The sequence below is a fragment of the Thalassospira sp. CA1 genome (genome assembly GCF_059052855.1).
Map to the genome: position 1 here is coordinate 71,193 of NZ_JBZCIA010000006.1, position 23,727 is coordinate 94,919.

The 23,727-nt window shown below is 54.5% G+C and carries 20 protein-coding genes and 1 tRNA gene; 7 read left to right on the top strand and 14 right to left on the bottom strand.

Annotation, left to right across the window (positions count from 1 at the left end; all coding sequences use genetic code 11):
* Positions 1–101 precede the first annotated feature (101 nt).
* The gene (locus AC5Q5A_RS11845; RefSeq protein WP_493895405.1) at positions 102–1,823 is read left to right on the top strand and encodes an ABC transporter ATP-binding protein; all 1,722 of its coding nucleotides are present in this window, start codon (positions 102–104) and stop codon (positions 1,821–1,823) included.
* A gap of 20 nt (positions 1,824–1,843) precedes the next feature.
* On the opposite strand, the gene AC5Q5A_RS11850 is transcribed toward AC5Q5A_RS11845, so the two are convergent.
* From AC5Q5A_RS11850 to AC5Q5A_RS11880, 7 genes are all read right to left on the bottom strand, one after another.
* Positions 1,844–2,635 (bottom strand): ABC transporter ATP-binding protein, encoded by a 792-nt coding sequence (locus AC5Q5A_RS11850; protein ID WP_417836939.1) that lies wholly within the window; start codon positions 2,633–2,635, stop codon positions 1,844–1,846.
* Complete coding sequence (locus tag AC5Q5A_RS11855) at positions 2,632–3,681, bottom strand: FecCD family ABC transporter permease (RefSeq protein ID WP_417836940.1); 1,050 nt, start codon at positions 3,679–3,681, stop codon at positions 2,632–2,634. The genes AC5Q5A_RS11850 and AC5Q5A_RS11855 overlap by 4 nt, the downstream gene beginning before the upstream one ends.
* Positions 3,678–4,757, bottom strand: a complete 1,080-nt coding sequence (locus AC5Q5A_RS11860) for an ABC transporter substrate-binding protein (protein WP_493895406.1) — start codon at positions 4,755–4,757, stop codon at positions 3,678–3,680. The genes AC5Q5A_RS11855 and AC5Q5A_RS11860 overlap by 4 nt, the downstream gene beginning before the upstream one ends.
* A gap of 125 nt (positions 4,758–4,882) precedes the next feature.
* Positions 4,883–7,180 carry a TonB-dependent receptor gene (locus tag AC5Q5A_RS11865; protein WP_493895407.1) on the bottom strand — a complete coding sequence of 766 codons (2,298 nt, stop codon included), beginning with the start codon at positions 7,178–7,180 and terminating at the stop codon, positions 4,883–4,885.
* Between the two features lie 159 nt (positions 7,181–7,339).
* Positions 7,340–8,380 (bottom strand): FecR family protein, encoded by a 1,041-nt coding sequence (locus AC5Q5A_RS11870; RefSeq protein WP_493895408.1) that lies wholly within the window; start codon positions 8,378–8,380, stop codon positions 7,340–7,342.
* A 156-nt stretch (positions 8,381–8,536) separates the two neighbouring features.
* A complete protein-coding gene (locus AC5Q5A_RS11875; protein WP_493895409.1) occupies positions 8,537–9,067 on the bottom strand; it encodes a sigma-70 family RNA polymerase sigma factor in 531 nt (176 codons plus the stop codon).
* Positions 9,068–9,411: 344 nt separating this feature from the next.
* A tRNA-Leu gene (locus AC5Q5A_RS11880) sits at positions 9,412–9,497 on the bottom strand.
* A 215-nt stretch (positions 9,498–9,712) separates the two neighbouring features.
* Here AC5Q5A_RS11880 and AC5Q5A_RS11885 point away from each other — a divergent pair.
* From AC5Q5A_RS11885 to AC5Q5A_RS11900, 4 genes are all read left to right on the top strand, one after another.
* Positions 9,713–10,300 (top strand): YqaA family protein, encoded by a 588-nt coding sequence (locus tag AC5Q5A_RS11885; RefSeq protein WP_493895410.1) that lies wholly within the window; start codon positions 9,713–9,715, stop codon positions 10,298–10,300.
* 43 nt (positions 10,301–10,343) lie between these two features.
* Positions 10,344–10,850 (top strand): disulfide bond formation protein B, encoded by a 507-nt coding sequence (locus tag AC5Q5A_RS11890; protein WP_493895411.1) that lies wholly within the window; start codon positions 10,344–10,346, stop codon positions 10,848–10,850.
* A gap of 207 nt (positions 10,851–11,057) precedes the next feature.
* The gene (locus AC5Q5A_RS11895) at positions 11,058–11,972 is read left to right on the top strand and encodes a helix-turn-helix domain-containing protein (RefSeq protein WP_493895412.1); all 915 of its coding nucleotides are present in this window, start codon (positions 11,058–11,060) and stop codon (positions 11,970–11,972) included.
* A gap of 169 nt (positions 11,973–12,141) precedes the next feature.
* Complete coding sequence (locus AC5Q5A_RS11900) at positions 12,142–14,298, top strand: TonB-dependent siderophore receptor (protein ID WP_493895413.1); 2,157 nt, start codon at positions 12,142–12,144, stop codon at positions 14,296–14,298.
* An 82-nt stretch (positions 14,299–14,380) separates the two neighbouring features.
* On the opposite strand, the gene AC5Q5A_RS11905 is transcribed toward AC5Q5A_RS11900, so the two are convergent.
* Both AC5Q5A_RS11905 and rpmB read right to left on the bottom strand, forming a co-directional pair.
* A complete protein-coding gene (locus AC5Q5A_RS11905) occupies positions 14,381–14,947 on the bottom strand; it encodes an HNH endonuclease (RefSeq protein ID WP_008889910.1) in 567 nt (188 codons plus the stop codon).
* Positions 14,948–15,337: 390 nt separating this feature from the next.
* A complete protein-coding gene (gene rpmB / locus AC5Q5A_RS11910) occupies positions 15,338–15,631 on the bottom strand; it encodes a 50S ribosomal protein L28 (protein ID WP_008889909.1) in 294 nt (97 codons plus the stop codon).
* A gap of 449 nt (positions 15,632–16,080) precedes the next feature.
* Here rpmB and AC5Q5A_RS11915 point away from each other — a divergent pair, with 449 nt between their 5' ends.
* Positions 16,081–16,269, top strand: coding sequence for a hypothetical protein (locus AC5Q5A_RS11915; RefSeq protein WP_008889908.1), 189 nt, complete (start codon positions 16,081–16,083; stop codon positions 16,267–16,269).
* An 87-nt stretch (positions 16,270–16,356) separates the two neighbouring features.
* On the opposite strand, the gene AC5Q5A_RS11920 is transcribed toward AC5Q5A_RS11915, so the two are convergent.
* From AC5Q5A_RS11920 to AC5Q5A_RS11940, 5 genes are all read right to left on the bottom strand, one after another.
* On the bottom strand, positions 16,357–18,360 hold the full coding sequence (locus AC5Q5A_RS11920) for a putative bifunctional diguanylate cyclase/phosphodiesterase (RefSeq protein ID WP_493895414.1): 2,004 nt from the start codon (positions 18,358–18,360) through the stop codon (positions 16,357–16,359).
* 194 nt (positions 18,361–18,554) lie between these two features.
* On the bottom strand, positions 18,555–19,394 hold the full coding sequence (gene gluQRS, locus AC5Q5A_RS11925) for a tRNA glutamyl-Q(34) synthetase GluQRS (RefSeq protein WP_493895415.1): 840 nt from the start codon (positions 19,392–19,394) through the stop codon (positions 18,555–18,557).
* 19 nt (positions 19,395–19,413) lie between these two features.
* Positions 19,414–21,339, bottom strand: coding sequence for a cobaltochelatase subunit CobT (gene cobT, locus AC5Q5A_RS11930; RefSeq protein ID WP_493895416.1), 1,926 nt, complete (start codon positions 21,337–21,339; stop codon positions 19,414–19,416).
* A gap of 51 nt (positions 21,340–21,390) precedes the next feature.
* Positions 21,391–22,398, bottom strand: a complete 1,008-nt coding sequence (gene cobS / locus AC5Q5A_RS11935) for a cobaltochelatase subunit CobS (RefSeq protein WP_008889904.1) — start codon at positions 22,396–22,398, stop codon at positions 21,391–21,393.
* Between the two features lie 212 nt (positions 22,399–22,610).
* Positions 22,611–23,261 carry a DnaJ domain-containing protein gene (locus AC5Q5A_RS11940; RefSeq protein WP_008889903.1) on the bottom strand — a complete coding sequence of 217 codons (651 nt, stop codon included), beginning with the start codon at positions 23,259–23,261 and terminating at the stop codon, positions 22,611–22,613.
* A gap of 160 nt (positions 23,262–23,421) precedes the next feature.
* Here AC5Q5A_RS11940 and AC5Q5A_RS11945 point away from each other — a divergent pair, with 160 nt between their 5' ends.
* Positions 23,422–23,718 (top strand): BolA family protein, encoded by a 297-nt coding sequence (locus AC5Q5A_RS11945; protein WP_120225676.1) that lies wholly within the window; start codon positions 23,422–23,424, stop codon positions 23,716–23,718.
* Positions 23,719–23,727: the final 9 nt, after the last annotated feature.

A 23,727-nucleotide genomic window follows, 5' to 3' on the forward strand; every position in this document is an offset into this window, starting at 1 on the left:
ATTTTCATATCATTAGCTATAAAATAATCGCCACAATATCTATGATATTGCGACGCATTCCTATATAAATACTAACATTGGTTACCCTTGGAATGCCCCCCATGCTCAAAGAGTTCTTTTCCTATTATCTTCCGCACAAACGCTTGTTCCTGCTTGATTTCGGGTGCGCTGTTTTGTCGGGTTTGCTGTCTTTGGGCTTCCCGGTAGCAGTCGCGGGGTTTGTTGACACCCTGCTGCCCAAACAGGACTGGGTTCTGATCCTGCTGGCAGCCCTTGGTCTGTTGATTGTTTATCTAGTCAATACCGGCCTGATGGCGGTTGTCACTTATTGGGGACATGTTCTGGGCATCACGATCGAAACCGAAATGCGCCGCCGCGCGTTCGACCACCTTCAGAAGCTCTCCTTTCGTTTTTACGACAATCAGAAAACCGGTCATCTTGTTGCCCGCGTGACCAAGGATCTTGAGGAAATCGGCGAGGTTGCCCATCACGGCCCCGAGGATCTGTTTGTCGCGATCATGACCTTTGTCGGCGCGCTCATCCTGATGTTCACAGTCCACACGCCGCTGGCGCTGATTGCGATGACGATCGCACCGCTGGTGATGTGGCTGGTGGTACGTTTCGGCGGGGACATGACACGCAACTGGCAAAACCAGTTCGGCCGCGTGCGGGCCTTCAATGCCCGGATCGAGGAAAATGTCGGCGGTGTGCGTGTGGTGCGTGCCTTTGCCAATGAAGATCACGAACGCGCCCTGTTCCATCACGATAACGAGCAGTACCGAACTGTGAAGTTGCAGGCCTATGCCATCATGGCGATCAGCCTTGCGATCAACTATCTCGGCATGCGCATCGTTCAGGTCGTCATCCTGATCGCCGGGACTTATTTCGTGGTTAATGGCGGGCTGAGCATTGGTGGTTTTGTCGGCTTCCTGTTGCTGGTAAACGTCTTTTACCAGCCGCTTGAAAAGATCGCCGCTGTTGTTGAAACCTATCCCAAGGGTATCGCGGGGTTTCGCAACTATCAGGAATTGATGAACACGGAACCCGACATTGTCGATCGCCCGGATGCGCGTGATGACCTTGTCCTGTCGGGCAATCTTGCCTTTGAAAAAGTCACTTTCGGCTATAGCCCGGACCGCACCATTCTTGATGACATCAACATCACGGTCGAGGCGGGCGAAACCGTTGCCTTTGTTGGTCCGTCCGGCGCAGGCAAAACCACACTCTGTTCACTGGTGCCGCGTTTTTACGACGTGGATGACGGGCGCATCACCATTGATGGCACCGACATTCGTGACATGACGATGAAATGCCTGCGCAGTCAGATCGGCATCGTGCAGCAGGATGTCTTCCTGTTTGCCGGGACGTTGCGCGACAACATTGCTTACGGCCGCCTTGATGCCAGCGAGAATGAAATTCTTGATGCTGCCAAAAGTGCGCGTCTTGATGATTTGATCGCAAGCCTGCCAGCAGGCCTTGATACTGTCATTGGCGAACGCGGTGTCAAGCTATCAGGCGGGCAAAAGCAACGGGTTGCCATCGCGCGCATTTTCCTGAAAAATCCGCCGATCCTGATTTTGGATGAAGCGACATCGGCGCTGGATACCGAAACAGAACGCGCCATTCAGCAATCGCTTGATGATCTGGCCAAGGGGCGCACGACCCTTGTGATCGCGCACCGCCTTGCCACCATCCGCAATGCGGATCGCATTGTTGTCATCACACAAGATGGCATCGCGGAACAAGGCAGCCATGATGTGCTACTGGCCCGTGACGGTGCCTATCGCCGCCTGCATGAGGCACAGGTGCTTAGAACCGGCTAGGCGCCACGATAAACCTTGCGTTATGCGGTTTCAAAATCACGCAACGGGCGGATGACATGCACGATCGGGCGTCCGTCCTCATCGGCGGTGACGCGGGTTTCAACGCGATAAACACGTGCAAGGTTGGCTGGCGTCAAAACCTCTGACGGGGTTCCGGATGCGATGATCTTGCCCCGATGCAAAAGCACAATCAGGTCGCAATAGCGCGCCGCCAGATCAAGGTCATGCAGGGCTGCAATAACGACCCCGCCGCGCTCTGCCAAGCGTTCACGCACCAGATCAAGCACCACCATGCGCCAATGCAGATCAAGGGCCGATGTCGGTTCATCAAGCAACAACACTTCGGGATCGCGCATCAATGCCAGCGCCAAACCAACCAATTGGCGCTTGCCCCCCGACAGGGTGTGAAGCGGGGATAGGGCAACCTCTGCCAGTCCCAGTCTTTTGAATATGTCTTCGATCTGACGCCCCAGTTCCTGATCGGAAATATCAAGATCAAGCGCACGCGCCGTACTCCACATCAGTTCAGTCGGCAAAAGCGCAGATGGATTGGGTGGGGACTGAGGCATCGACGCCAAACGGTGATGCCAACCGTCATGCCCCATATCCGCGCGCGTTTCACCATCAATCGCGATCCGGCCTTCGGTTGTCTTTTCACCAGACAGGCAGCGCATCAAAGTCGACTTGCCCGACGCATTGGGCCCAAGAAGCCCGAGAACCTGATTATCCGTCAAATCGGGGAGATCAACCCGGTCAAGCACATGCTTGCGCCCGTAAAACGCGGATATGCCGCGTGCTGTAAACCGGGTCATGCCATGCGCCTCCGCCCCGACAACAATCCAAGAAACACCGGCACACCGACAACGGCGGTTAAAATACCAACCGGAATAATCACACCGGGTATCAGTGCCTTTGACAGGAAGGACGCGCATGACAGGATCAGCGCGCCGCATAAGGCCGATCCGGGCACCAGCATCCGGTGATCTTCGCCCAGCATCAACCGCGCGATATGCGGCCCGACCAATCCGATAAAGCCGATTGCACCGACAAAGCACACGGCAAAGGCCGCCAGAAGCGAGACCCGCAAGATCACCCAAAGACGCAAACGTGCGACATTGATCCCCATGCTGCGCGCATGAGCCTCCCCACCACGCAAAAGCGTCATGACCCACACATGACGTAGCGAAAACGGCAGGACACACACAAAGCACGCACCGACCATGGCAACTTCCGGCCAGCCCGCGCGGGTCAGGTTGCCAATCGTCCAGAAGACAATCTGCTGAACCGCCTCAGCACTGGCGATATATTGCAGGCCAGCCGTCAGGGCATTGCACAAAAAGACAAGCGCAATGCCAAACAGCACCACGGTTTCACGCGCCCCGTTGCTCCATCGCACGATCATCAGGATCAGCACCCCCGATCCCAATGCAAACAGCAACGCCATCATCGGTAAAACTGCCGCCTCGGCAAAGAATGGGACAACTGGCACCACGACAATCGCCAGACTGGCCCCCAGAACCGCGGCCGATGACACGCCAAGCGTAAACGGACTGGCCAATGGGTTATCGAGAATGGTCTGGGTCTCGATCCCAGCAAGTCCAAGTGCCGCGCCCACCGCCAATGCAATCAGGGCATCGGGCAGGCGCACATCCCACAAAATGATGCGATGACGAAGTTCAAGCTGTTGCGGGTCTATCAATCCCAAAACGATATCAGAAAACGCAAGTCCGGCTGGCCCGGCCCAAAGATCAAGCCCTAGCATCACCACAACCCCGACCGCCAAAGCCGACACCGTCACAAGACGCCGCTTGTGAATGCTGCCAAACCGTTGATAGAGCGTCGCGCCGATCTCTGTCATTGGACGGTCCCAACAGTGGCGGCAAAGGTCCCGTTCAACGTAAACGGAAGCCAGCGGTCATAGATCTCGGCCAGGGTTTCCATCGGATCAATGTCGTTGAAAATCTCCGGATGAATCCATTTGGCAAAGGCCTCAAGCGCGACAATATTGAACGGCGAGTTATAGAAATTGTGCCAGATGCTGTGCGACCGACCGTTGCGGACCGCATCCAGCGCGGCAAATTCCGGGGCTGACAAATAACGTGTCAGGCTTTGCGATGCCGTTTCGGGCGTCATGCCTGCGCCAAGTGCGACCGGTTCCGCACCATCGGTAAATTCGTCAAAGGTGCCGGAAGCCGTTCCGATCCAGACATCTGGATTTTCGGTTAGCAGGAACTCCGCTGTATGCTGGGCAGTCGGCCCCGGTGCCACCGCGTCGGCAATGTTTGTGCCACCGGCAATTTCAATAAATGGCCCCAGCATGCCATCCGCCATCCCCCAACAGCATTCAAAGCGCCCAGGATGAGCTTGCAAGAAAACGCTCGGACGCTGTTCAGTCTGGCTGACGCGGGTGACAACGCGATCAAAGCGGGTTTGATAAAATTCCGCATATTCCTCTGCGCGCTTTTCCGCACCCAGCAGACGCCCCAGCAACCTTATCGATGGCAAGGTGTTATGAAGCGGGTCGGATCGGAAATCGATAAAGACGATCTTCGTACCTGCCGCTGTTAGCTGATCAATCAATTCAGCATTTTTTGCCCCGGGCCCGTGATCATTCAGCCCGAAAATCGCCAGTTCCGGTGCCAAATCAATGATCTTTTCGACAGACACACTGTCCTTGTTCTGTCCGCCAAAAAGCGGAATATCACGCGCGTTCGGGTGCTGTTCAAAAAGCTGTGCTTCAAGTTCTGGATGCGTCCAGTTAAGCGGTGTCATGGTCCCGACAATGCCACCAACCGGATCATCTGGCCGCAAAAGTGCTAGCAACGGGATATAGCGGGCTTCGCTGACCACCATGCGTTTGACCGGCAATTCAACCGCCACCGAACGCCCGGCAATGTCGGTCACCGTGACGCTACTGGCCTTTGCAACTGGCACCGCGACAAGCATTCCAAGCAAAATCAGAAAACATGTCCGTAAGGTTTTCATTTCCCACCTCAAAATCACGAAATCCGGGGCAACTGATGCTGCCCCGGGTGAAACGTCACCAAAACATGGCGGACTTAGAAAGTTGCCTTTGCCTGTAGCAGGAACGAACGACCCGGTTCATAGAGCGGCTCCACCGTTGTGAAGTCCTGACCGTAGGTCGCACGACTTGCATAGTTTTCATCAAACAGATTGTTGACTTCAGCACGCAATGTCAGGAAATCCGCCCCGGATGGCTTATATTCCGCGTAAAGGCCGACCACCTCGTACGCCTCAAGTGCCAATCCGCCGGCATCCTGAGTATCGGTATTTTTCAGCGCAGCTTCACCGGTACCGCCAACGCGCAAGTTCAGGTCCTCAAATGTATGACCGACTTCAAGCGCAAAGATCCGACCAAGCGGCGCACCAAGATATTGCGTGTCATAAGAACTGGCAGAACCACCATTCACCGTGATTTCAGTATCGGTGTAATTCAGGCGGGCAAAGCCGGCACCCCAATTATAGCCGACACCAAAGCCATATCCGCGTGTTTCAAAATCACTGTAAAGCGAAGGACCGCCGTTATAGGTCGGGTTGCGAACGTTATCGAAGACACCGCGGAAAAGATCACCGCTAAATGTGAAGCCGTCATAATGAGCTTCAAACCCGGTCGTGTAGTTCTCGGCACGCACGGCTTTTACGCCCTTGCTATAATCCCACGACGGGTTGTGCAAGAAGCTCTCGGCCAGTGCGATCCCACCCCAGACATTGGAGTAGCCTGCCTTCAGGGTCAGGAAATCGGTCGCGTCGAACGCTACCGAAGCATTGCCGCTTACACCATCAAGGTCGATCTCTGTCCCGTCGATACCTTCAAAAGCCTGACGGTCACCGCGCAGGCCAAAGGAAAGGCGCAGCGGATCAAGCGGTTGCAGGCGTGCCTGACCATAGGCGCCGACATTGGTCGCGACCTCGTCGGTCGAATAGTTCGGATCATGGTATTTTGAACGGTCATGATAGAAATCGACACCGGCGGTGATTTTATCAACATCGGTGATGTTGAAGTCGTTCTCGACCTTGCCGGAATAACTGGCTGACAGCCCTTCGCTGTTGTCCGGACTGGGAACACTCAGATCCGACTCAGAATAGGCCATCACAACTCTCGGATCCCAAATGCCGTCTGCTGTCGGCGTGTCATAGTTAAACACGAACTTCCGCCGTGCCAGATCATAAACACGTTCCGCCGGGTCGTTCCGGTTGGTCAGGTTACTCATGTTCGCGCGGTATGGACGGCGCGCATTGTCGCGGACCTGTTCGGCAGAGACTTCAAAGCGATGATAATCGTTGGCTTCGTAAGCGCCTTTCACAAGGCCGGATCGCAGGTCCGAACCCGTACCTGGCATTTGATCGCCATCGCCGGATTCAAAATCATCGCCCTTGGCCCATTTGAAATAACCAAGAAGCTCAACATCGCCTGCGCGGCCATAACTTGAAAGATCGTTGGTAAACCGACCACCATTGGTATCAAAGCTGGCAACCGCAAAACCACCCAATGTACGATCCGGCGCCAGAAGGTCGCCGACATCTACCGTCTCATAGACGATGGAACCACCAAGTGCTGCTGGTCCGGCATCAGCCGGGGCAACACCCGGATCAACACGCGCAGCCTTCAGCAAGGCCGGATCAATCAAAGTTGTCCCGTTATGGTGAAACACCTTGTTGTTCTGACGGGCGCCATCGATTGAAACCGCAAGATTGGTTTCTTCAACGCCATTAACATAGACCTTCTGGCTCAGCGGCACGGAACCACCGACAGAAACACCCGATTCACCGCCAAACACCTGTTTGACATCCTGCGGATTGCGGCGTTCGAGATCTTTCTTCGTGACATAGATCGAGCTTGCCCGATCTGCCGCACCGGCATGGTCATCCGAGATGGCGTTGGCTTCAACAATCACCGGGGCAAGGACATCACCATCGTTTGCTGAACTCTGAGCGGAGCCGGTGATGGTGATCGCACCGCTTGTCGCGATCCGGAATGTCAAACCCGTCCCTGCCAGAAGGCGCTGCAATGCGTCCTCGGTCTGGTATTCACCCGACACACCGGACGTTTCAACATCGCGTACCAGCTCGCCATCGGCTGAGACCTGCACGCCGGCCTGCTGACCAAACAGCGCAAGCGCATCGGCCAGCATTTGCGGCGCAATGTCAAAGCTGTGCGTTTCAGACGCTTGTGCAAGTTCCCGACTTGCATCCGTAGTCAACATGTTTGCCGTTAGTTCTTCGCTTGCACCCGCTTGCGAACCGATCACCGGCAGCGCCAGAACCGACAGAGCAGTCGTTACCACAAGGCGATGACGCCATTTCCCCGTAACGACCGACAACTGATCCCCCATCATTCCATATTCTCCGCTTCACTAAGCCTGTTTGAACCGGGCAAATTGCAAATGATACTTAAATTCACCCTACATCCAAGCAACGAAGCGGCGTGGGCCGATTTTCAAATTAATTTCAATTTTCTTGGATTTTTCTGCACAAGTCTTTGATAAGGCGCGAAATTACTTTGGCGAAATCAGCACCAACCATGGGAATACCTGCTTGATTTCCGCCCCTTGTGCGTCCGCCATCGCCTGAAGCGCTGCTAACGGATCGCTCAGATCATAGAAACCGGTCAAAGACGTTGCGGCCAGATCATCATCGGTCACAACCACCCAACCGCTTTGATAGCGATCAACGGTTTCAACCATGTCGGCAAAGGGCTGATCCTTGGCAATCAGTTGCCCATTGCGCCAGGACGCGATGAGTGCTGCGGACATTTTGCGCATCACGGTTTGTCCATCTGCCATGACATTCACAGAATCACCAGCATGCAATTCGCGCGGCGTTGCTACGCCGGAACCATCAACGCGAACATGGCCATGCTCCACCGCGACATCTACGCTGGCGCGGTCGCTTTGCACATTAAATGCCGTTCCCAGAACGGTCACCCGGGCTTCTTTGGCGCGCACCACAAACGGACGTTTTTCATCAGGTTTGACTTCAAAGAACGCCTCCCCATCAAGCAGCTTGATGCGACGCCCCTCATCAAAATCGAGTGCAATCGCACTTTCCGGCCCAAGATGCATGATGGAGCCATCAGGCAGATCAACAACCAGTGTCTCCCCGGTGGCGGTAATATAGTCAGCTGCCAACCGCTCGGTCACGGCAGGAGATACAAGCAACAGCACACAGGCAACCATGGCGGCAAAAACACCACCCACAATACCGGCCCTGCGCCATGAGCGACGCGTATGGCCTTGTACCGGCACGCAACTGGCTGGCCGATTTGTCCGCAGTGAATGCGAAAGACCTCCGACGGGCGAAATACGATCTTGTTGCGGTGTGTTTGCACGTACCCGGTGCGCCCATTCCGCCCCATGGACCGGGACAGTCATATCAAGCATTTGCCAAACCCGAAGCGTCTCATCCCAATCCGCCCGGTTTTCCGCAGATGCCATCAACCACGCGTCATGGGCGTGGCGCAACTGCGCGTTATCCGGTTCATCTGCAAGGCGCGTAATCCATTCACTTGCCGTGGCGGGGATTGTCATATTGCTCATGGCCGTGCATTTCTCCAAACGGCATCAGAACAGAATGCTGCGCTTTGGCAGTTTTCTTGGCTTGTCTTTCTGTTCTGGCACATTTGCATCTCTCTCCTGTTTAATAAACGAACCGAGCCCGACGGATTTTCAAATTTCTGCGGACTTTTTTATCGTTTATCCCCCTTTCGCCAGAACTTGTTTGCAGTGCTCGATGGCTCCGGCGACCAGCGCATGCGCGGTTCCAACCGAAACATCAAGCCGCCGGGCAATTTCGGCATATTTGCAGCCACCGAAGCGATGCATTTCAAGTGCGATACGGGATTTTTCAGGCAATTGGGACAGGGCCTGTTCCAGTAACCGAACCTGACCGCGTGCGATGGCCTTTTCTTCGGGATCGGGGCCGTCTGCAGCAATCATATCCGTTGAATCGCTGGCATTGCGCTGGATCAGTGTGCTTTCGCGCCCGATCCGGCGCCGACCATCAATGGCAAGGTTGCGTACGATGCGGAAAATATAGCCAACCGGTTCATCAAGCTTGTCATCAAGCTTGACCTGCTGGGCGCGCTCAAGCCGGAAATAGGCATCCTGCACCACGTCTTCGGCCAAGGCTGCGTCCCCGACAATTGCGCGCGCATAGTTTACCAGCTCTGCCCGATGGGCAATCAGCAAGGTCAACAGTTCCCTATCGCGCAAGGTCGCAACCATTCCCAAAACCTGTCCGCATCGCAATCAAAGGCGATTGCGAATTGTTTGCATTTACTCGGAAAGTGATAAGCTGTCAAACTGGCCGATCGAAATTCGGCTTCAGAATATGAAAACGAGATCGAGGAACGCGCCACTCTGCAACGCGATCCACAACCTCTGCTTATGACAAACTGGCTGAAGCTTCCATCCCACTAATTCGAAATCAGGTAGGACACAACCTTTACCGAAGTCTCTTTTTCAAAAGACCGCGCATCAAATGACCTTTCCCAAACCCTGTACTTTTATACGGAATGGAACTCTTCTTGGCGTGATTATAAAAGCGCTGGAAGTTAGGAGAAGTGCGATGGTGCCCCCGGGGAGAATCGAACTCCCACTCACTAAGTGAAACAGATTTTGAGTCTGCCGCGTCTACCAATTCCGCCACAGGGGCAGGCAATTCGGGTGCGTGTGCGCACCCTCCATCAACGGGCGGGATAATAGCCGTAAATTTCGCCGGGTCAATGGGGCTTTGTGCAAAAATACGTCTGCGTAGATACGGATAAACTGCGTCATTGCGATTGCCGGCAAAATGCGGTTTGATCTGGCCTGTTTTCAAGGCCAAGCGCCGTTCCTAAATCGCAGACAACATGACAAGGCGCTATTGCCGTGATCCGCAGCCTCTATGACTGGACCATGAACCTTGCCGGCCACCGCCATGCCGGCTGGGCCCTGTTTTTCATTGCAGCGATTGAAAGCTCTGTCTTTCCGATCCCGCCTGACATTTTGCTGATCCCGATGATCATTGCCGCCCCCACGCGCGCCTGGCGCTATGCGCTGATTTGCTTGGTTGGGTCGGTCCTTGGTGGACTTGTCGGATACGGTATCGGCTTCTTCCTGTTTGAAACGGTCGGACAGCCTGTGCTTGAGCTTTATGGTTATGCCAACAAGTTTGATCAGTTCCGCGACTATTATAATGAATGGGGTGCCTGGGCGGTGTTCATTGCCGGTGTAACGCCATTCCCCTACAAGGTGATCACCATTCTGTCGGGTGTGACCGCACTTGACCCGGTTGTCTTTACGCTGGCATCGATCCTGGCGCGCGGATTGCGGTTCTTTGTCATTGCTGCCCTGATCTGGAAATTCGGCCCTGTCATCCGCGACTTCATCGAACGTCGACTGGGCCTCGTTTTCACCATATTTATCGTGGTTCTTGTCGGCGGGTTTGCCGCGATCAAACTGATCCCGCATGGTTGACCCGACGCCAAATTCTTATGCACGCCAATAAACGGACCCACTGATGTTCAATTTGCTGCGCCCACGCTTCATCCCGGCCTTTCCGCCCCTTGCCCTGCTGCTGGTTTCAGCGGGTAGCATCGGCTTTGCGTTTTACGCGCAATATGTCCAGAAGTTGCTTCCCTGTGTGCTGTGTCTGTATCAGCGTGTGCCGTTTTATGCGGTTGCCGGTCTTTCGATCATCGCGCTGTTGCTGATCCGCTTTCCTGCCGCCGCACGGGCGGTGGTCTATCTGTGTACTGCGACCTTTGCAGTCGGAACGGCGATTGCGTTTTACCACGTTGGTGTTCAGGAATTGTGGTGGCAAGGACCCGCCATGTGTGGTGGTGTTCAAAGTGGTGCTGCATCCGTGGCGGACCTCAAGGCGCAGCTTATGGCGCAACCGATCATTCGCTGTGACAAGATCGACTGGACCCTGTTTGGCATCACCATGCCGACCGTCAACGTGTTCTTCTCGGCAGCACTCACTGTTTTCTGTCTGATCGCACCGTCGCGCTGGATGAAGAAATAACCGCGAACACCTTCGACGCTGCTGAAACCAAGCCCCACAAAACCCGTCTGACACGTCAGACGGGTTTTACATATCAACACCTCTCTTCTTGCGCGAACAATTGTTCCATAACCATACAATTGTTCATTTGATAATGAGAATTGTTATTGTTTGCATAAAATTCTCCGCTATATTGAGAGCCATTCGCACTACCCGCTGACCACCTGTATGAAGGACTCCGTTGTCATGAATGCCATGGCATTCCATCCACAAATGATCAGCCAGATCGAAGGGATTTCTCTTCTTGATGACCTGCGCTTCCGTCGCTGGAACGCAGCGATCACAGATCTGTGGCATGTTGAATGCGAACAGGAAGCTGGGGGGACCTATGTATCGCATGCACCTCTTCTGGTCGCGCTGCTTGATTGCATCGGCGATACACGCGTGAATGTCCGCGCAGCAAGCGACGCTGCGAAGACGACAAATCGCAAACAGGGCTGTCTTTATTACGTACCCGCCGGCATGGAAATTTCATCCGAGATATTCGGTAAATGCCGTTTGCGTCATCTGGATGTTCATCTGGATATCAACGCCCTGGAAAGCAGCCTGGGGCACAAAATTAACCGTGATATTCTTGAGACACCCCGTATGGGTTTCTGCGATCAGCGCATCAATACATTGGCACGGATGTTGGCGACTGATCTCGAAAATGGGATGACAAGCCCTCAGATCTATGGCGAGAGTTTGGTAACAGCACTGACCGCTGCGCTACTCAGCCCGACCCAATCCGACGAACCGCAACGCAAACGCGGTAAACTTGCCCCGTACCATTTGCGCAAGTCGGTCGACTATATCGAACAGAATTGCGGGCGCACCATTCGCCTTGATGAACTGGCGCAACTGACCGGGTTGTCGCAATCCTATTTCTGCTCGGCCTTTCGCGAAAGTACTGGCATGCCCCCGCAACAGTGGCAGATGAAAGCCCGGGTGGAACGCGCCAAAACCCTGCTTAAAGATGCCAACACGCCACTTGCCTCGGTCGCCCTTCGGGTCGGCTTTGCCGATCAGGCGCATTTGACCCGCGTGTTCCGCAAAATCGTTGGCACAACACCGGGTGCCTGGCGCAAGGAACAGATCGCGTAACTTAAGCCAAATTCCGTTCAATACGCCGAAATCCGGTTCAATATTCCATCCCCCACCGCATGATATCGGAAAGGCCATCATCATAGATGGCCCGCCGGTTCCCGCCCGACAGGTCGTCGTCAAAGACAACCGATACAGGGAATCCCACATGCGTTTTACAGGACAGAAATTGTCTTCAGCCCTAATGCTCGGAACCGCAATCGCGCTGGTTTTTGCCGCACCCCATTTTGCACTGGCGCAGTCCGATGTAGACACGACAGCAAACGACAGCGAGATCACTGGGGGAACCGAAACGGCGCCGCTTGTGATCGAGGCAGACGGGGAATTTGAAACCGCAACCTCACCGGTAGAGGGCTTCGTCGCGACCCAAAGTGCCACTGCGACCAAGACCGATACGCCAATTGCCGAAACACCACGATCAATGTCCGTTGTCGGCACCGATGAGATGAATACCCGGCAGGCCGGCACGGTCATGGATGCGCTAAAATACTCAGCAGGGATTCAGCCTGACCAGTTCGGTTACGACACACGTTATGACTGGTTCAAGGTGCGTGGCTTCGCACAGCAGGATAGCGGTCTTTATCGAGATGGCCTGCAACTTCGCTCGTCAGGCTATGCGTCCTTCCGCCAAGAAGCATATGGCGCAGAGCGTATCGAACTGCTGCGCGGTCCAACCTCTGTGATGTATGGGCAAAATGCGCCGGGAGGGCTCGTTAACGTCGTCACCAAACGTCCGCACGAAAATATGGTCAACGAAGTTGCACTTGAAGCGGGTAGCTTTGATCATAAACAGGGTGCGTTTGATGTGGGCGGGAAGCTGATTGAGGATGGCAGCGTCCTGTATCGCCTGACCGGTCTTGTGCAGGATTCCGGGACTCAGACCAATATGGTCGATGATGACCGGATCTATATCGCACCGTCCCTGAAATGGGAAAATGACGATACGTCGCTTACGATCCTCACGCATTACCAACACGACAAAACCGGCTCCGCCAATAACTGGCTACCGACCGTCGGGACAATCTATAGCGCCCCAAATGGTCCAATTCCGATTGATGTCTTCACCGGCGAGCCGGGCTTTGAAGGATACGAGCGTATTCAGACATCCTTCGGGTATGAATTCAGCCACGACGTCACGAACGACGTGACGTTCCGCCAGAACGCCCGCTACGCCTTTGTCGATGTCGATTACAAAACGGCATACGGAAGTGGTTGGTCTGATGTTAATGCAGGAACTCTGAAACGCAGCACTTTGCGTACCGATCAGAATGCCCATGCCATTACTATCGACAACCAGTTGGAAACCAGATTTGACACTGCCTCGGTAGAACACACACTGTTGACCGGTGTCGACTATCAGCACTACCTCTATGATCGCTATGCCGCATTTGGCTCTGCCTCGGATTTGAATGTTTATAATCCGACATATGGCGGAAGCGTCGGCACCCTGAGCACGTGGTATGATGACGACATCACCCTTCGCCAGCTTGGTATATATGCGCAAGACCAGATCGACTTTGACGAACACTGGACCCTGACCCTAGGCGGGCGTCAGGACTGGTCGGACGAGAAAAAGTACGACAACACCAAAAATGGTGCCGAGAGCAGCAAAAACGACCACGCATTTTCTGGTCAAGTCGGTCTTGTTTACAAAACCTCGTTTGGGCTTGTGCCGTATCTTAGCTATTCGGAATCTTTCAATCCGGTCGCAAGTGAGGGCAGCCAGAGCTTTGATCCTGAAACCGGGCAGCAGGTCGAGATTGGCGCCAAATACGAACCGCAAAGCTTTGATGGATTAATCACCGCAGCCCTTTACGATCTGCGCCGCCAGAATGTGACGACAAAAGACCCGGCAGATGCCAACCGCAAGGTCCAGACAGGTGAGGTACGATCACGCGGATTGGAGCTTGAAGGCACGATTGAACCGTTCGCAGGTTTGGTGGCCAAGGCGTCCTACAGCTATAACGACGCCGAAATCACAAAAGACAACGATGGCAATCAGGGCAAAACGCCAACTGGCGTTCCTGAGCACACTGCGTCACTCTGGGCCGACTACACCCTCCAGAGAGGTGCGATGAAGGGCTTTGGCTTTAACGCTGGTGTTCGTTATCTCGGCAATCAGTACGGCGATGCGTCAAACAGCTTCCAGATCCCGGCAACGACCTTGTTTGACGCGGGTATCCATTACGAGATTGACGGCTACCTTTTGGCATTGAACGCAACCAACCTTGCCGACGAACGCTGGGTTTCCACCTGCTCGGGCACGACAGCCTGTTATTATGGCCAAGGCCGAACCATCATGGCGACCCTTAAGTATCGCTGGTAGGATACCCAACATAATCTGACAACAAGAGGCACTGTCGACAACGGCAGTGCATCTTTGTTTTGATGCCCGGATAGTGCACTTGTCAGAAGTCGTATTCCAGTTCGGTATCCCAGTATAAAAAATCCCGCCAACTTTCGTGAAGATAGTTTGGCGGGAAACGGCGTCCTGTGGTCTGAAGTTCGTGCATCGAGGGCTGTCCCGGCGTCCTGCGCAGTCGCAGGCCCGCCTCGCGCACCGATCGACTGCCTTTAAACAGGTTGCAGTCAGAACAGGCCGTAACGATGTTTTCCCAGTTGGTTCGCCCGCCCCTCGCACGCGGGATCACATGATCAAAGGTCAGTTCATTTGTCGGCAGGCGGTCACCGCAATATTGACAGGAAAATTCATCGCGCAAAAAGACGTTAAACCGGGTAAAGGCCGGGCTGCTTTTGAGCGGGACATATTCCTTGAGCGAGATGACGCTCGGCAGGCGCATTTTAAAGGAAGGAGAGCGTACTTCGCGGTCATATTCGGACAGAACATCGACGCGTTCAAGAAAGACTGCCTTGAGCGTATCCTGCCATGACCAAAGAGATAGCGGGAAGTAGCTCAACGGCCGAAAATCGGCGTTAAGAACAAGTGCCGGACACGCATTGGGCGATAAATGCATACCATCCGCTCCACCGTGTTTACCGAGTCGCTTGCCTTATTTAGCAGGTCCGGGAATCGCTGTTGATGAACATATCATGACGTTTCACCAAACCGGGCGACACGGCGACGTAAACCACTGATAGAGCAAAGTATAGAGCAAATTTCCAAAAGCGCAAAGCTCGTGTTCTGCCGAGTCGCGTTTATTGAGACAGCACCCTTGCGCAGCCTAAGGAACCCTTGGATAACTGCAGTACGGCACGGCACAAAAAAAGCCGCCCGACAATGTCTGGCAGCCTGTCTGGAGCCCCCGAACCGATGCATCGGTTACCAAAGCCCAGAGCCGAAAAAAACGAAAGGCCCGCTAAAAAGCGAGCCTTCGTAAATTCTGTCTGTAAAGCAGAAGCCTTAATTAGGCAGCTTTTGCTTCAACAGCTTTGGCGACCTGGCGTTTGATTTTCACCAAATCTGCCGGCAGCTTTGCATTTGCAGTGCTGAGCAGATACGCATCCAGACCACCACGTTTTTCGATGGTGCGGACAGCATTGGTGGTCAGACGCAGACGCACCGAACGACCGAGCGACTCACTAAGCAGCGAGGTCGGCTGCAGGTTCGGGAGGAAACGACGTTTGGTACGATTGTGGGCGTGGCTCACATTCATGCCGACCAAAACGCCTTTGCCGGATACCGGGCAGCGACGTGCCATGACCTGATCTCCTGGTCTATAAATTCGCAAAAGGACGCTTGGCCTGAACATGCAGGCCCGCGCTTGGAAGCGGGTTATTACCGCCTCTAACCCATGCCGTCAAGCCTTCATCAACCGAAAACCGCGACAAAAACGCTTATCAGAGCTGTTTTGTCGATAATCCTTGGTTTGTGCCGGTATTTGCCCAACTCAACCGCACGGAATCTGATGTTTTCCAAACCGGGGCGACAATAACAAGAACCCCATTTACAGGCAATTGCGCCATTCTGACACGGTGCGAACAATCGATTCTCTGTCTTTATATAATCAGAGTACCCTAGCTTGATGCCTGCAAAGACCTTGGGATTCAATCTGTCGCGTTTATTGATACGGATCAAAACGCCTACGCGCACAGCATGGTAGGTTCGACACCATGAGTTAAGAAATCCGTTTCGGGAGCATGACGGGACATGAAATCAGATAGCAAAGTTTCTCTGCCGCTTTTGGGCATTCTGCTGGTCGCTGTAATTGGCTTGGCGCTTTATCTTGCCGGTTATGTTCTTGCCGCGTTCGGCGTTCCGATCGCGTCCTTCTGGATTTATGTCGCACTGGCGCTTGTGCCGGTCAGCTTCCTTGTTCTGATTGATTTTAGCCGCTGATTCTGTCCCCCAGCAGAACAGGACTGTGAACGGCTTGCCACGCTTGCGGCAGGCCGTTTTTTTTGCGTCAGCTCCAAAGAAATACCGTCAGCCCGGCAAATCTGGATCAGTTTGCCAGTGAATGTCACGACACGGGAGCTGCCCCGGACGGGCAAAGAAGTATCCCTGATAGGCATCTACCCCCATCGCGTGGAGTTCCGCGCGCTGTTGTGGCGTCTCGATCCCCTCGGCAATAACCTTAAGACCAAAGCGATGGGCGATCAGGATTGCCGCCTCGATCACCACGCGGGCATTTTCATCCATCGACAAGACAAAGGATTTGTCGATCTTGACCGCATCCACATGAATTTCGTGCAGGCGCGACAAGGATGAATACCCGGTCCCGAAATCATCAATATGAATGCCAACTTCCATCGCGTGCAGATGATCAAGCACGGCGGAAATCTGGGACGTCTGGCGTTTTTCAAAGATCGATTCCGTGACTTCCAAAACCAACCGATTAGATGCAAGACCGGTTTCGGTCAGGATGCGCGAAACCATATCGGGAAAATTCGGCATCACGATCTGACGGATCGAAACGTTGATGGCAATTTTCGTGGTGACCGGAATCTCGGTATTGTCATGCAGGGTCTGGCAGGCGCGCCGCATGCACCATTCCCCGATATCAACGATGAGCGCGCTTTCCTCGGCAATTGGAATGAATTCATCGGGTGGCACAGTGCCAAGCACCGCGCTATTCCAGCGCAAAAGCGCCTCGTAGGCGATTATGTCGCCACGGGTTGCATCAATGACCGGCTGGTACTCGATATAAAATTCATCGGCACTCAGCGCCCGGCGCAGCGCCTGTGTCACACTCAGGCGGCGTTCCTGTTCCGTCAGCAGCATCTTGTCGTAGTTATGCACACTGCCCCGTCCGGATCGCTTGACCTCGGCCGCGGCCAGATCCGCCCAGTGGATCAGTTCTGATATCGACGGATTACGTCCGGACGAAAAGGCAACGCCGGTACTGAACCCGACATGCAATGTATGACCGACAATATTGATCGGCTGATTAACCGCGCGCTGGGCCAGTTCAACCGTGGTTTCGACCAGTGGGTGAAGCTCTTCATGCGGGGCGGCCAGAACAATCAGAAACTCATCCCCGCCCCAACGCCCCAATGCATGGCGGTCATCAACACATTCCCGAAGCCGCATGCTGACAGCACGCAACACTTCATCGCCAATCGCGTGACTGAGGCCATCATTGATCTGTTTGAACCGGTCGAGATCAATAAACAGCACGGCGTAATCCAGAAGCGCGTCCGATCTCTTTTTATGTTCGAACCACGCGACAATCCCGTCACGGTTAAGAATACCGGTCAGGGCATCGTGTTCGACCAGATTGCGCAGCTCCTCTGTGCGCTGTTCGACCCGCGCTTCGAGGGTGGCATTCCAATTTTCGGTAATCCGGTTTTTCTGCCTGAGGTCTTCGACCAGCCCATGGTTCTGATGTTTGAGGACAAAGGACCGATAAAGGACAGCATGGTTGTTCCGGTGCGTCACCAGCATCACCATAAGGAACACCAGCCCCAATGCCGACAGGATGTAGTTCGATTCTGGCATCAGCGATAGAATAACCGCCGGCGGAAGCAACAGGGCGCAAAGGTAAATGCGCCCGACCCAAAAGACGGGCGCCAGAATTCCCGTGGCGCCGCCGGCCATACCAGCGATGATAATCATGGTGAGAAACTGGCTTTCACCGTGGACAGTCGGAATTTCGATCACTCCGACCATTGACCAAAGAAGCCCGGTTACAACCACGCCAGTCTGGTAACGAAACCGCCACTTGCGCAACAAGGCATCGGAGAGGTTACTGACGTTTTCACGCTCCATCCGGTACAGATACCCACCCCAGAAGCGCACAAAACAGACCACCGTCACGACCATCAACCAGACCACAGTGATCGGTGCAAGATCGCCCAGCAGCCAGAGCATCACAACCAAACTGCCGCCCGCAGCAAGGTTGACCAAAATGTTTGCCCAATTGTTGCGATAGGCCAGATCAAGAAGGTCGCGCTGAACCTTTCCGTTCAACTCTTCCCCGGCACTCATTTCTATGCCTGGGTCGAGAATGCGTTTCGCAATTCCCCTAACCAAGCCAGCATCTTTTTTCATCTGGTCTTGTGCCCCCGACATCATCGTTTGATCAAAACATCCTATACGGAGGTAATAATCAACGACAACGGGAATATGAAAAACACAAAATATTACGGCTTACTAAGAGATCACCGCCGAACCCCGGTCAATCAGAATTGATCGGCCAGCTTGATCACGTCGGCCGCCGACAATCCCTCTTCGCGCATGGATCTGAGCGTCCTGGATTTGTCACGCTTGGCAAAGCGCTTGCCATCCGGCCCGGTCAGAAGCCCATGATGGTGATATTCCGGCACGTCATAGCCCAGCAATTCCTGCAACAGCCGATGCAGGTGGCTGGCAAAAAACAGGTCCTCACCACGAGTGACGAGGGTTATGCCCTGCAGGGCATCATCATGGGTGACCGAGATATGATAGCTGGTCGGGGTATCCTTGCGCGCCAGAATCACATCGCCAAAGATTTCCGGGGTGGCGATCTGTTTGCCTGCTGCGCGATCAAACCATATCAGTTCGCGGCCGACCTGTTTGATCGCCGCAGCCATATCCAGACGCAGCGCATAGCTTTCACCGGCCGCAATGCGATCCTTGCGTTCAGTTGGCGAACACTGCCGACAGGTGCCGGGATAAAGCGCGCCATCCGGGCCATGCGGCGCGTTTCCGATGCGCGCGATTTCCGCCTGAATGTCCTTGCGGGTGCAAAAGCACGGATAAAGCAATTCCATATCCGACAAGCGATCCAGCACCGCCTGATAATCGGTAAAGTGATCGGACTGCACCCGAACCGGCACTTCCCATTCAAGGCCAAGCCAGGCGAGGTCTTCATAGATCGCTTCAAGATATTCCGGGCGGCATCGGGTTTGGTCGATATCTTCGATCCGCAAAAGAAAACGGCCTTCCGGCCCGGCCTGTTTTGCAGAAAACAAGGCCGAGGCCGCATGGCCGAGATGAAGATATCCGGTCGGGCTTGGTGCAAAGCGGGTGATCGCGGTCATCCTTTAAGCACACCTGCCCTTACCAGCGGTCGCGATCGCCTGTGGCGTGATCGCGGGCCTGCGCATTATCGGCTGGCACATGGCGCATCGGGCGTTTTGGCTGACGCGCGCCTTGTTCGTCAAACAGATCGGACAATTCGCGCAGCATGGTGCCACCGAGTTCTTCCGGATCGTTGATCGTCACCGCACGACGGTAATAGCGCGTCACGTCATGGCCGATCCCGATCGCCAGAAGTTCGACCGGCGATCTGGTTTCGATCCATTCGATCACTTCGCGCAGATGACGTTCCAGATAATTCCCGGAATTGACCGAAAGGGTCGAGTCATCCACCGGTGCACCATCGGAAATCACCATCATGATCCGGCGTTGTTCGGTGCGGCCGAGAAGACGTTCATGCGCCCAAAGCAGTGCTTCGCCGTCGATGTTTTCCTTAAGCAGCCCTTCGCGCAGCATCAGACCAAGGTTCTTGCGCGCCCGACGCCATGGCGTGTCGGCAGCCTTGTAGATGATATGACGCAGATCGTTCAGACGGCCGGGTTTTGGCGGCTTTCCAGCCTCGACCCAGCTTTCGCGCGACTGGCCACCTTTCCACTGACGGGTGGTGAAACCAAGGATTTCGACCTTAACGCCACAACGTTCCAGCGTACGGGCAAGGATATCAGCCGACAGGGCGGCAATCGTGATCGGACGACCCCGCATGGAGCCGGAATTATCGATCAGAAGGGTGACAACCGTATCGCGGAAGTCGGTATCCTGTTCCTGCTTGAAAGACAGCGACGTCGACGGTGTCGAGACGATCCGGGCCAGCTTGGCGGCATCAAGAATGCCTTCCTCAAGGTCGAAGTCCCAACCACGGTTCTGCTGCGCCATCAGGCGGCGTTGCAGACGGTTGGCAAGCTTGGAAACCACGTTCTGAAGGTTGGCGAGCTGCTTATCAAGCATGGCGCGCAGGCGCGACAGTTCGAGGTTTTCACACAGATCATCGGCGGTGACGACCTCGTCAAATTCGCGGGTAAACGGTTCATAGCCACGTTCAACCGGCTCGTTACGCCCATCGAATTCCGGCTGCTCGCCCGGTCCGGCAGGCTTTTCTTCCTGCGACATGGCTTCAAGCTGCTGGTCGTCAATATCGCCTTCACCGGCATCGGCTTCTTCGGAACCGGCATCGGTTTGATCATCGCTGCCATCAGGTTCGGAATCGTCATTCTGACCCTGCTGGCCGCCCTGACTTTCCATATCTTCCTGATCGGGATCATTTTCGCCGTCTTTTTGCTCGTCATCCTCGCCTTCCTGTTCGGGCGGGGCATCGTCGAGGTCGTCTTCAAGCGAAAGGTGATCAAGCAATTTGCGCATGCCGCGCGCAAAGGCATCCTGATCATCGAGCAGATCACGCAGGTTGCTCAGGTCTGAGCCAGCATTTTCTTCGATATGTGAACGCCACAGGTCAATCAGCGGACCGGCGGATTCAGGGGCCTTTTCACCAGTAAAGACTTCACGCGCCAGCATCCCGATCGCATCGGCAAACGGGGCATCGTCGCGTGATGTCACACGGTGATAATTCTTGGCATGGCAGTCCTGTTCGGCATGTTCGCGAAGGTTTTTGCGCACACCGGGGAAATACCGCGAACCCACTGCTTCGACACGTGCAGTTTCAAGCGCATCGTAAACAGCCTGAGCCTCGGCGGTTTCGGGCATGCGTTTGGCGTGCAGGGTCGCATCATGGTGACGCATCTTAAGAGCCCAGCCATCGGCAACACCGCGCAGATCGGCGACTTCATCCTTGGGCATGGACTGTTTGGGCATTGGCAAACGCACATGTTCACCATAGCCGCCCGGACGCCCGCCTTTGACAAAGCCGACTTCCAGATCATTGCGCCCGGCAAGCGCACGAAACGTCGCTGCCGTGCCGCGCAAGAAGCCGGAAAGAGCCTCATCATTCTTCATCGCACTACTCGCTTGTGGAACCAGTTCGCCAATCTGCTTAAGAGCCACGCCTTAGCGGACCATCACATTGATGGCTTCCTCAGGCAGTTCTTCACCAAAGCAACGCTGGTAATATTCCGCCAAAATCGGACGTTCGACTTCATCGCAACGGTTAAGGAACGTTACGCGGAAAGCATAGGAAACGTCGCCAAAAATCTTGGCGTTTTCGGCAAGCGTGATCACGGTACGCGGGCTCATGACGGTCGAGATATCACCAGCCACAAAACCCTGACGCGTCAGGTTGGCAAGGGCAACCATTGCCTCGATCTTCTGGCGGCCTTCGGCAGTATCAAATGCCGGAACCTTGGCGGTGACGATGTTGGTTTCGTCTTCGACCGACAGATAGTTCAGCGTCGCAATGATCGACCAACGGTCCATCTGGGCCTGGTTGATCTGCTGAGTACCGTGGTAAAGGCCCGTGGTATCGCCAAGACCGACCGTGTTCGAGGTTGCAAACAGGCGGAAATGCGAATGCGGATGGATGACCTTGTTCTGATCAAGAAGGGTCAGCTTGCCATCGACTTCAAGCACACGCTGGATCACGAACATCACATCCGGGCGACCGGCATCATATTCATCAAACACCATCGCGACAGGGCGTTTGAGCGCCCAAGGCAAAATGCCTTCGCGGAATTCGGTGATCTGTTTGCCATCACGCAGAACAATCGCGTCCTTACCGATCAGGTCGATACGGCTGATGTGGCTATCAAGGTTTACACGCACGCACGGCCAGTTCAGGCGCGCTGCCACCTGTTCGATATGGGTCGATTTACCGGTGCCGTGATAACCCTGGATCATCACGCGGCGGTTATGGGCAAAGCCCGCCAGGATCGCCATCGTGGTATCGCGATCAAAACGATAGGTCGGATCAATCGCCGGCACATGTTCGCTGCCCTGACTGAATGCCGGGACTTCCATATCGATATCAATCCCGAACGTTTCACGGACGGAAATGGTGATGTCGGGTGTATCAAGCGGATGTTCTGCCGCTGCACCGCTCGCTTCGTAACCTTGGCTCATAAGTACTCGCGCGTTTTTCGGACCGGCGCTGGTGACGCGGTCGTTTCGTTAAACTTGCTCATTAATAGCGGTTATGACGCATCACACAAAGGGAAGATGCGCAAAAAATATCTATTATCGCAAAAGGTTTGGTCGATAAGACCTTCCAGATACGCAAACTGCAACCAGATAGACCGGTTTTGATCAAATTTCGCAGAAAATTAGCCAGAAAGCTAAAGTGTCACACGCGCTTCAAGATCACGGATATAGCGCGTGAGTGACGTATAGGCCGCACTGATCCGCTTGAACCGTTCCTCGGCCGCCTTGTCGCCGCCATTGGCATCAGGGTGGTACTTTTTGGAAAGTGCCTTGTATTTCGTCTTGAGTTCATCGCGGGTGAAGGGCCAGCCCAGATCCAGGGTCGCCATGGCCTCTTGCTGTTCGGCAGGCATGCCCATGGCGCCCGCGCGACGCTGGGCTTCTTCGCTTTTGCGTTTGCGTTCGGCATTGGCCCTGGCTTCGGCGCCGGGACCGTGATGGGTCTGGTCGCCGTCTTCGTTAAAGAAGCCGAACCCGTCCTTGAATTTGAAGTTGAACGGTTTTTTGGATCCGCGGATATGGCCGAACTGCCATGTCGGACGCTGCCAGTGGGTATCGCGACGCATGTCGTTTTCGATATCCTCGGCCTTCATGCCGGCATAATAGTTCCAGGACTTGTTGTATTCGCGGACATGTTCCAGACAGAACTTGTAATAGTCACGCAACTTGCGATCCTTGGGCGCACGGAATTCCCCATGCCCGTCACATTCCGGCCAGTCACATTCCGGCAGAACGGGTTCTTCATGGTAGAGCGTCTTGCGCTTGTTGCGGTGTCCTCGGTTCATTTGCGTCTATATGTTCTGAAAATTCGATGCGCGCAATATCATACGGGTGCTTTAAATGCGATAAAAGGCTTGAAAAACGGTCACCGCATGACAGAACGTGACGTAAAGAACCGTTTTTGCAGCAATCTGCAAACATCACCAGAAAACAGAGGCCCTTACCATGCAGGTCGCCAACCAGATCCGTGACATCCTGACCGAACAATTCAGCCCGGTCGAACTACAGATCAATGATGATTCTTCCAAACATGCCGGTCACGCCGGTGCAGACCCGCGTGGCGAGTCCCATTTCTCCGTTCTTGTGGTTTCCGAAAAATTCGAAGGCGAGAACCGGGTCAATCGCCAGCGCCTTGTATATGGCGCGCTTGATGCATTGCTGAAAGATCGCGTGCATGCGCTGGCACTCAAAACCATGACACCAGCGGAATACGAAACCGCCCTGGCCAACAAAAACAATTAAGAATAATTC

Excerpts from the sequence above, each read along its gene's own strand:
- AC5Q5A_RS11845 (WP_493895405.1), top strand. The coding sequence starts at position 102 with ATGCTCAAAGAGTTCTTTTCCTATTATCTTCCGCACAAACGCTTGTTC.
- AC5Q5A_RS11850 (WP_417836939.1), bottom strand. The coding sequence starts at position 2,635 with ATGACCCGGTTTACAGCACGCGGCATATCCGCGTTTTACGGGCGCAAG.
- AC5Q5A_RS11855 (WP_417836940.1), bottom strand. The coding sequence starts at position 3,681 with ATGACAGAGATCGGCGCGACGCTCTATCAACGGTTTGGCAGCATTCAC.
- AC5Q5A_RS11865 (WP_493895407.1), bottom strand. The coding sequence starts at position 7,180 with ATGATGGGGGATCAGTTGTCGGTCGTTACGGGGAAATGGCGTCATCGC.
- AC5Q5A_RS11870 (WP_493895408.1), bottom strand. The coding sequence starts at position 8,380 with ATGAGCAATATGACAATCCCCGCCACGGCAAGTGAATGGATTACGCGC.
- AC5Q5A_RS11875 (WP_493895409.1), bottom strand. The coding sequence starts at position 9,067 with ATGGTTGCGACCTTGCGCGATAGGGAACTGTTGACCTTGCTGATTGCC.
- AC5Q5A_RS11890 (WP_493895411.1), top strand. The coding sequence starts at position 10,344 with ATGTTCAATTTGCTGCGCCCACGCTTCATCCCGGCCTTTCCGCCCCTT.
- AC5Q5A_RS11895 (WP_493895412.1), top strand. The coding sequence starts at position 11,058 with ATGAAGGACTCCGTTGTCATGAATGCCATGGCATTCCATCCACAAATG.
- AC5Q5A_RS11905 (WP_008889910.1), bottom strand. The coding sequence starts at position 14,947 with ATGCATTTATCGCCCAATGCGTGTCCGGCACTTGTTCTTAACGCCGAT.
- rpmB (WP_008889909.1), bottom strand. The coding sequence starts at position 15,631 with ATGGCACGTCGCTGCCCGGTATCCGGCAAAGGCGTTTTGGTCGGCATG.
- AC5Q5A_RS11915 (WP_008889908.1), top strand. The coding sequence starts at position 16,081 with ATGAAATCAGATAGCAAAGTTTCTCTGCCGCTTTTGGGCATTCTGCTG.
- AC5Q5A_RS11920 (WP_493895414.1), bottom strand. The coding sequence starts at position 18,360 with ATGAGTGCCGGGGAAGAGTTGAACGGAAAGGTTCAGCGCGACCTTCTT.
- gluQRS (WP_493895415.1), bottom strand. The coding sequence starts at position 19,394 with ATGACCGCGATCACCCGCTTTGCACCAAGCCCGACCGGATATCTTCAT.
- cobT (WP_493895416.1), bottom strand. The coding sequence starts at position 21,339 with ATGAAGAATGATGAGGCTCTTTCCGGCTTCTTGCGCGGCACGGCAGCG.
- cobS (WP_008889904.1), bottom strand. The coding sequence starts at position 22,398 with ATGAGCCAAGGTTACGAAGCGAGCGGTGCAGCGGCAGAACATCCGCTT.
- AC5Q5A_RS11940 (WP_008889903.1), bottom strand. The coding sequence starts at position 23,261 with ATGAACCGAGGACACCGCAACAAGCGCAAGACGCTCTACCATGAAGAA.
- AC5Q5A_RS11945 (WP_120225676.1), top strand. The coding sequence starts at position 23,422 with ATGCAGGTCGCCAACCAGATCCGTGACATCCTGACCGAACAATTCAGC.